The sequence below is a fragment of the Aurantimonas sp. A2-1-M11 genome, from assembly GCF_036549475.1.
GTDB lineage: Bacteria > Pseudomonadota > Alphaproteobacteria > Rhizobiales > Rhizobiaceae > Aurantimonas.
In genome coordinates this window covers 1-3,861 of sequence record NZ_JAZHLI010000145.1, presented here as the reverse complement: position 1 = coordinate 3,861, position 3,861 = coordinate 1, and the positions used below count along the sequence as shown (strand labels likewise).

Annotated in this window: 4 protein-coding genes and 1 pseudogene; all 5 read left to right on the top strand. The window is 65.6% G+C overall.

The window, feature by feature from the left end:
- The coding region (locus tag VQ042_RS24925) for a hypothetical protein (protein ID WP_331822950.1) at positions 1-235 on the top strand (235 nt) is incomplete at its 5' end.
- Positions 236-244: 9 nt separating this feature from the next.
- Positions 245-667 carry a LysR substrate-binding domain-containing protein gene (locus VQ042_RS24920; protein ID WP_331822949.1) on the top strand — a complete coding sequence of 141 codons (423 nt, stop codon included), beginning with the start codon at positions 245-247 and terminating at the stop codon, positions 665-667.
- 155 nt (positions 668-822) lie between these two features.
- Positions 823-1,641, top strand: a complete 819-nt coding sequence (locus VQ042_RS24915; protein ID WP_331822948.1) for an FAS1-like dehydratase domain-containing protein — start codon at positions 823-825, stop codon at positions 1,639-1,641.
- 224 nt (positions 1,642-1,865) lie between these two features.
- Complete coding sequence (locus VQ042_RS24910) at positions 1,866-3,023, top strand: acyl-CoA dehydrogenase family protein (RefSeq protein ID WP_442880231.1); 1,158 nt, start codon at positions 1,866-1,868, stop codon at positions 3,021-3,023.
- A gap of 146 nt (positions 3,024-3,169) precedes the next feature.
- Positions 3,170-3,614, top strand: a pseudogene (locus VQ042_RS24905) (DUF2271 domain-containing protein).
- Positions 3,615-3,861 lie beyond the last annotated feature (247 nt).

The following is a 3,861-nucleotide window of genomic DNA, read 5'->3' as shown; positions in this document are numbered from 1 at the left end:
CAAGTCCGATGAAACCGATCTTCCCATGGTGCGTATCCTCCCGCACACAAGGAATCAGAATACGTCTCCAAGCGGAACCATCCGATTCACACTTATTACTGGACGCTCTAGGGAACTCGTCACCGGCGGCGAGATCGATCTTGCGCTGGTCTGCGACAAAGATGCCATCGGCGACTGCTCGTCCCGCCTGATCCTGATGGAGGATCTCTGGTTCTACGCCGCGCCTGACGACTGACCGTTCGCCATGCCGCCGGGCGTGCCGGTGACGCTGGCCGCGGTCATGGGACTCGATCTCGTTCTGCCATCCCAGCGCCATGGGCTGCGCCGGCTGATCGACTGGGTGATAACGGGCGAGCGGCTGCAGGCGCGGGTGGTGACCGAAATGGATTCGCTGCAGCAGATCAAGGCGCTGGTGGCGTGCGGCAGCGGCCACACCATCCTGTCGCCCGCCGCGGTGAACAAGCTAATGGAGGCCAGCCGCCTGTCTGGCAGCCAGATCGTGGCGCCGCGCATGCGCCGCCCGGTCTATTTGGTGTGCTCACCCAGGCGGCCGGTCTCGGCGGCGACACGAGCGACCGAGGCTCGTTGCCTCGCGGTCATCGAGGATCTGGTCCGGCGCGGGATCTGGCAGGCGGAATGTCCCGACGGTCAGAGCGCGGGCCTATGATACGCGCCAATCCGGCCTATTGGACGGCGGTGGTCGCCGCGCCCTAGTCTGGCGCCTGATTCGCGCACGCGGGCCCGCAGGAACAATTCCCACACAGGACGATCGACCGCTCGCAGGATGCGATGCTGGCGCACGAAGAGAAAGGCAGGCCACCCATGGATGAGGCGATTCGCAATGCGTGCATGGCCTATGTCGGGCGCCAGCGCGTGACGCGCGATTGCCTGGCGCCCGAGACGGCGGCGAAACACGCCCATGTCCTTGGCGTTGCCGTGCCGGAGGCGGTTTTGCCGCCGACCTGGCACTGGGCCCATTTCAACCACGGCTTTCCGATCGCCAACCAGGGCGAGGACGGCCATGAGCGGTTGGGGCTGTTCCTGCCGCCGGCCCCGTTTCACCGCCGCATGTGGGCCGCAGGCGACGTGACCGTGCACCGCCCGCTACGGCTCGGCGTTCCGGCGACCCGCCGCTCGACCATCGCGGACGTGGCCTTCAAGAGCGGCAAGACGGGCGCCCTGTGTTTCGTGACGATCGCGCATGCGATCAGCCAGGAGGACGAGACGGCGATCGACGAGCGCCAGACGGTCGTCTACCGTGATCGTGGCCTGCCGGAAAAGGCGCTGCGAGCGCCAGGCGAGCCCGTGCCTGAGGGGTATTTCGTCCATCCGGACATGGAGCTCTTCTTCTATTCGGCGCTCACTCATAACGGCCATCGCATTCACTGGGACCGCGAATTCTGCCGTGATGTCGAGGGCTATCCGGGCCTGATCGTGCATGGCCCGCTGATGGCCACCAAGCTCTCCGACGCTATGGCGGGCGAGGCGCCCGTCCGCCACTTCGCCTTCCGTGCGCTCGCGCCGGTCTTCGATACGACGCCGATCCGCCTAGTTCATGAGACCAGTGGCGCGAGCCGGGAAGGGCGCGTCGAGCGCTCGGACGGAGTCACCGCGATGCAGGCGACGCTGGTATCCGCGTGATCTGCACGGTCCGAAACTAAAGTGCTCCTGGTATTTGATGAGCGTTGTCAGAGAATTGGAGCGTATTCTTCGCAACGTGAGTCCGGCGGTGCAGGCTTCGGTTCGAGCCTGCTCGGCCCTCTCGTCGCCCACGCCATAGGACCGGACTATCGCCGCCATTGCCTGGCCGGCCTAGCCGGTTCCTGAAGCCGGCGCTTTGTTTGCGGGCATCACAGGAGTGCATGATGACGACCATCGAGACCCATGACGAAATCCGCGAGGCGGTGGGACGGCTCTGCCAGGATTTTCCCAGTAGCTACTGGCGCGATCTCGACGAGGCGCGCGCCTATCCGACCGAATTCGTCAAGTCGCTCACCGAGGCCGGTTTCCTGTCGGCGCTGATACCCGAAGAGTACGGCGGGTCCGGACTGCCCCTGTCGGCGGCGGCGGTGATCCTGGAGGAAATCCACCGGCAGGGCGGCAATGCCGGTGCCTGCCATGCCCAGATGTACACGATGGGAACGCTGCTACGGCACGGCTCCGATGCCCAGAAGCAGGCCTATCTGCCGCAGATTGCCGAGGGGTCGCTGCGCCTGCAGTCCTTCGGCGTGACCGAGCCGACCAGCGGCACCGATACGGGCTCCCTGCGCACGACGGCCCGGCGTGACGGGAACGTCTTCCGTATCAATGGCCAGAAGATCTGGATCTCGCGCTCGGAGCATTCCGACCTGATGATCCTGCTCTGCCGCACGACGCCGCTGGAGCAGGTCGAGAAGAAGACGCAAGGCCTGTCGGTCTTCCTCGTCGACATGCGCGAGGCGAAGGAGAACGGCCTGACCATCCGGCCGATCCGCACGATGATGAACCACGCCACGACCGAGCTCTTCTTCGACGACGTGCCGGTGCCTGCCGCCAACATGATCGGTGAGGAAGGGAAGGGGTTCCGCTACATCCTGTCGGGCATGAATGCCGAGAGGATCCTGATTGCGGCCGAGTGCATTGGTGACGCCAAATGGTTCATCGACAAGGCCGCGGCCTATGCCCGCGAGCGGGTGGTCTTCGGCAGGCCCATCGGCCAAAACCAGGGCATCCAGTTTCCGATCGCCAAGGCCTATGCCCGGATGCGCGCTGCCGAGTTGATGCTGCACGAGGCGATCCGTCTCTACGAGGCGAACGAGAATCCCGGGGCCGAGGCCAACATGGCCAAGATGCTGGCCGCCGAGGCGAGCTGGGAGGCGGCCGAGGCCTGCGTGCAGACCCATGGCGGCTTCGGCTTTGCCGAAGAGTACGACGTGGAGCGCAAGTTCCGCGAAACGCGCCTCTATCAGGTCGCGCCGATCTCGACCAATCTCATCCTCTCCTATCTCGCCGAGCACGTGCTCGGCATGCCGCGGAGCTATTGATGCCGGCCGCCGCGCGCCTCGCCCGCTTTGCCCCTCACCGTTCCCGACTCGACGGGAAGCGCGCCGGTGTCGGTGGCCCCGCAGACAATGGCGGCGACCGAGGGGGCGTCATCGGGATCGACCCTCATCGCAGGCGGCAGGGATCGATAAAATCGCTACTTGCAACATTCGCGCTGACCGGGGCGCTGAAACTTCAGGCCCTCGCCATGGCTCGCCCTGTCACGCTAACCATGACGAACACGAAATACGGCGGGCGACGGCGCCTAACTGGCGCTCTACGTCACAGTCGCCTGCGGTGCCTGCAGGAGCGGTGTGGGGATGGCCCGGCGGCAAGTCGAACTACTACGAGCACCTGACCGACACCGCCCAAGTCAACGGCATAACCGGCACCAGCGTGGGTACGGGTCGCAGTTTCGAGAACACGCTCGATCTCGCCGGCGCCCTGTTCAATTCGGGTTACTCCCTGCACATCGATGCCGCCGTCGAGGACATGCGCGACAGTCCGAACGAGGTCGCGGTGCCGCTGAAGACGGATGGCGCGGGACCGCCAATGGGCGGCGCTACGTCGCCGGCTTCACCGACGACATGTGAGGGGCCATGATCCTCGCGCTTCATCGCTGGTCGGGTCTTGTGGCGCTGGCTCGCGTTACGGTGCTCGCGCTGAGCGCCGCTGTTCTGTCGGTTTTCCGGCGGCCGAACGTCTTGCCGCTGCAGGCCGAGGCCCGGCATATTGCTGGCGACAGGGGATCGCCGTGCCGTGGCCGAGGCCGTGACGGAAGGGCTGGGGTTCGACGCAGTGCGGGCCGATCTCACACCCGATCAGAAGGTGATGCTGGTT